This window comes from Sulfuriflexus sp., assembly GCF_032250955.1.
Taxonomy (GTDB): Bacteria; Pseudomonadota; Gammaproteobacteria; order AKS1; family AKS1; genus Sulfuriflexus.
Genome location: NZ_JAVVES010000128.1, coordinates 1 through 2,751, shown reverse-complemented (window position 1 = coordinate 2,751; position 2,751 = coordinate 1). Strand labels below are relative to the sequence as shown.

Annotated in this window: 2 protein-coding genes; both read left to right on the top strand. The window is 59.2% G+C overall.

Annotated elements, in window-relative coordinates; genetic code table 11:
• The first annotated feature begins 95 nt into the window (after positions 1-95).
• Complete coding sequence (gene ubiH / locus RQ738_RS13495) at positions 96-1,334, top strand: 2-octaprenyl-6-methoxyphenyl hydroxylase (RefSeq protein WP_314165833.1); 1,239 nt, start codon at positions 96-98, stop codon at positions 1,332-1,334.
• A gap of 81 nt (positions 1,335-1,415) precedes the next feature.
• On the top strand, positions 1,416-2,639 hold the full coding sequence (locus RQ738_RS13490) for a UbiH/UbiF/VisC/COQ6 family ubiquinone biosynthesis hydroxylase (RefSeq protein WP_314165832.1): 1,224 nt from the start codon (positions 1,416-1,418) through the stop codon (positions 2,637-2,639).
• Positions 2,640-2,751 lie beyond the last annotated feature (112 nt).

Sequence of the window (2,751 nt, the reverse complement as noted above, 5' to 3'; positions counted from 1 at the left end):
CAAGGTGTTATCGAATCTAAATCCCCTCACCCTAACCCTCTCCCGAAGGGAGAGGGAATTAACGGGACAGCAGTGAACTATGATGAATTTGAACAGTGGAACATAACTTTGACATAGTAATCGTCGGTGGTGGCCTGGTTGGTGCCAGCCTCGCCTGTGCGCTTGGCGAACAGGACCTGCGGATCGCCGTTGTCGAGGCCGTGCCCTTCGGCGCGGACAGCCAGCCGAGTTACGATGACCGCACTGTCGCGATGGCCTATGGTTCGCGGCGCATCTTCGAGGGCATGGGGCTGTGGGCGGCGATCGAACAGCACGGTGTCAGCGCGATTGAAAAGATCCATGTCTCTGACCGTGGTCACATTGGCAAGACGCGCCTGGATTGCGCCGACGAGAATCTCGAGGCCCTCGGCTATGTGGTCGAAAACCGTGTCCTCGGTGCGGTGCTTTCGGCACGTCTGCAACTGCTTGAGAATGTCAGCCTGCTGTGTCCTGCCAGTGTGACGCGTATTCAATGTGATGCGGGTTCGGCGCAGGTGGATATCGAACATGAAGGGGTGGTAACCAGTTTGCAGGCAAGCTTGCTGGTCGCGGCCGATGGTGGCAAGTCGTTTGTGCGCGAGCAGATGGGCATCCGCAGTTTCGGTACCGACTATGGGCAAACGGCGGTTATTACGAATGTGAGTTGCCAGCGTCCGCACCGGCACGTGGCCTATGAGCGTTTCACCGATACGGGGCCGCTGGCGGTTTTACCGCTGACGGATCTGGCGGGCGAACATCGTTGCTCTATCGTCTGGACGGTAAACGAGGCGCAGCTTGATGAACTCCTGGCGCTGGATGAGGCAGGTTTTCTGGCCCGTCTGCAGGCCCGTTTTGGTGATCAGCTGGGCAGGTTCAGCCGTGCCGGCAAACGCGTCGCCTATCCCCTCGCCTTGCGCCAGGCGCGTGAACATGTGCGTGAACGCCTGGCTCTGATCGGCAACGCCGCGCACACGATTCATCCCATCGCCGGGCAGGGCTTTAACCTGGGGCTGCGCGATGTCGCGGTACTCGCCCAGGTGCTGGTCGAGGCGCAGCAGGCCGGGCAGGACATCGGTAGGCTTGAGGTATTGAAAAACTACGCGCGCTGGCGTCGTCATGATCACCTGCGCGTCATCGGCTTCACCGACAGCATGGTGCGGGTGTTCTCAAACAACCTGACGCCGCTGGCGCTGGCGCGGAATATCGGCCTGCTGGCCGCCGATCTGTGTCCGCCGCTGAAGCATTTAATCACCCGGCAGGCCATGGGTCTGACCGGCAAGCTGCCGCGGCTTGGGCGCGGCCTGAAGTTGCGGTGAATAATAATGATGAAAGCTTTTTCGATCATCATTCATCAATCATCAATCATCGATACTCTCTGAAACTGGAAATGATGCTCAATGGCTAAGCGAGACTACGATATTCTCATTGTTGGCGCCGGCATGGTCGGTGCGGCGCTGGCCTGTGCCCTTGGCCAGGCACGGTTGCGCGTGGCGCTTATTGAGGCACAGCCATTCGAGCACGACTGGCCTCCCGAAAGCTTCGATCAACGGGTGTCGGCAATTATGCGTGCCTCGCAAAATATCTTTACCGCACTCGGTGCCTGGGAGGACATGTGTGCCCAACGGGTATCACCATACCGGGATATGCATGTCTGGGATGCGAGTGGTAACGGTGTAATCCATTTTGATAGTGCCGATATCGGCGAGCCGGTGCTCGGCCACATCATTGAGAACCGGGTCATCCAGTCGGCCTTGCTCAAGCGCGTCGCCGCACTCGATAGCGTTGAATTGATTGCCCCGGCCAGTGTGGCGGGTTTTGACACGCAGGCCGAGCATGTGCGGGTTACGCTTGATAACGGTCGAAATATAGATGCCGCCATGATCGTCGGTGCCGATGGTGGCGGTTCGCCCCTGCGCCAGCAGGCCGGTATCGAGGTACAGGGCTGGTCGTATGAGCAGGAGGCCGTGGTGGCACGCATTGAAACCTCGGCCTCGCACCAGGAAACCGCCTGGCAGCGTTTTATGCCTGATGGCCCATTGGCTTTCCTGCCGCTTGCGGATGGCAGCAGTTCGATTGTCTGGAGCACCACACCGGCGCATGCGCGCGAACTGCTCGCCATGGATGACTCGGCCTTCCTCGATGCCCTGCAGATAAGCTTCGGTGATGCGCTGGGCCGTATGCTCAGCTGCGGCCCGCGCGCCAGCTTCCCGTTGCGGATGCAACACGCCAAACAGTACACCCAGCCGCGTCTGGCTCTTGTCGGTGATGCCGCGCATACGATTCATCCGCTGGCCGGGCAGGGTGTGAACCTGGGGCTGGCAGATGCCGCTGCCCTGGCCGAGGTCGTGGTGCGGGCCAACCGGCAACACGAGGATATCGGCGAGCACCGTGTATTACGTCGCTATGAACGCTGGCGCAAGGGCGATAACCAGATCATGATCGCAAGCATGGAGGCCTTCAAACGCCTGTTTGGTTCAAAGATGTTGGCTGTTCGGTGGTTGCGAAATACGGGTCTGCGTCTGACTGACCGACTGCCCCCGGCGAAGAACCTGATCATGCGTCAGGCCATGGGCATGGAAGGCGAGTTATCACAGTTGGCGCGGGGCAAGGATTTAACTTGAATAATAAAGTGATGTTGGCCGGAATGATGAGGCAGTTGTAGGTCGATGAAATGGTCTCCTCCCCCCTTTATAAACGGCGTCGCAATGCGCCATGATGGAGGTGATATCAACC

Coding starts and splice junctions, on each gene's coding strand:
- RQ738_RS13490 (WP_314165832.1), top strand. CDS start 1,416: ATGGCTAAGCGAGACTACGATATTCTCATTGTTGGCGCCGGCATGGTC.